The 1398-nt window shown below is 69.8% G+C and carries 2 pseudogenes; both read left to right on the top strand.

The window, feature by feature from the left end:
* A pseudogene (locus tag ACWFR4_RS48960) lies at positions 1 to 184 on the top strand (transcriptional regulator); the annotation flags it as partial.
* 999 nt (positions 185 to 1183) lie between these two features.
* Positions 1184 to 1398 (top strand): annotated as a pseudogene (locus tag ACWFR4_RS48955) (hypothetical protein); the annotation flags it as partial.

Below are 1398 nucleotides of genomic sequence, written 5' to 3'. Positions count from 1 at the left end.
AGCCCATACAGATCTGGGCGACGCGCAGGGGGCGGTGAAGGCCCTGGAGTCACTGCGCCGGGTGGCGCCGACCTGGATGCAGCATCACACCCTGGCAGTAGCCATCGTGCGCGACCTGTGGGCGCTGCCCAACCACCCTGCAGGGCTGCGGCCGTTGGCCGAGTTCCTGGGGGTCGACGCATAGCGTCGCGAAACTAGGACGCCCCGCCACTGTCACCCTGAGTAGCGCGCCGATTCCATGAGTCGTACAGCGCCCCGGCAACCGCGTGAACGGCCCCGGGGCCGGCCGACCAACAGGAGTCGACATGGCCGAGATCACGGGTCGAGCGTCCGGCGCGGGAACCGGACCGAGCAACACCCTTGAGACGCCGCCCATCCACGTTCCAGCCCCTGGCGGCCTGTCCGAACCGCAAGTGCGCGGCAGGGCCTGCGTAAGGTGCGTCGTCGCCCTCAGCAACTCCACAGCTATCGATCTCGACGCGCGAGAGACGGACGCCCACGGCACCGCAGCCCGCTGGTTTCCTCGCGGCTGCCGACCCTGCGCGATGCGCCACGTCTATCCCGTACAGCTCGACCACACGCAGACCTGCGAACAGTGCACCGACGACCCAGCTCTGTGCCCCCACGGCACGTGGCTGCGCCTCGTGATGCGGCCGGCACGGCGGTGAGCGCCCAGCGCAAGACGGTGCAGGAGCACGTGGAGATTCCCGGCGTCTGCTTCATCCGGCAGCCCGAAGGCGCACGGCGTTGCACCCTGCCGGCCGGCCACCACGGCGAGCACCGGCATTTCTACAGCGGGGAGCTCCGCGACGGGGTGCGCGCCGGGACGAGCTGGCCGCGCCGACCCGGCGAGACGCCGACTGAAGACTCTCGCCGCCGGGTGCTTGGAGGCGACCGGCGGCGGGACAGACAGGGGGCCGCTCGATGGCGAGCAGTGGGGGCGGCCGCCCTACACGATGTCGCCCAGGGCGGCGTCGAAGCCCAGGGGGCCGCACCGCCATGCCCCGACTGCGAGACAAGCGCCTCGCGGCCGGAGACCTGTAGAACCGGTTGCCCATCGACCTCGCGCTCTGCGGCAGGGGGCCCTATGAGCTTCGTCGACCCGTGGGGGCGGATTGGGGGTCGCCGCCGCGGATCATTCCGGAGAGGACAACGGAACACGTACCTGCAGCGTCTAAGGTGCGTGAACGTATCGCGCCAAGTCGCCGTCCTACTCCTGAGCGCTGGGCTGTTGCTCTCCGGGTGCTCGTCCTCGTCCGACAACCCGGGCGACGAGGGGTACACCGGCCCCACCCTGCCAGCCCGCACTGTTGCGAAGGACAAGTGGCGGGAAGGTCCGTCCAAGCCCAAACAGCACAAGCCATATCCGTACGACATCGATACGCACTGCGGGAGCAA

The organism is Streptomyces sp. NPDC055140 (assembly GCF_053607285.1).
Note: the sequence above shows the minus strand (reverse complement) of the source record. Positions and strands in the feature narration are given on the sequence as shown.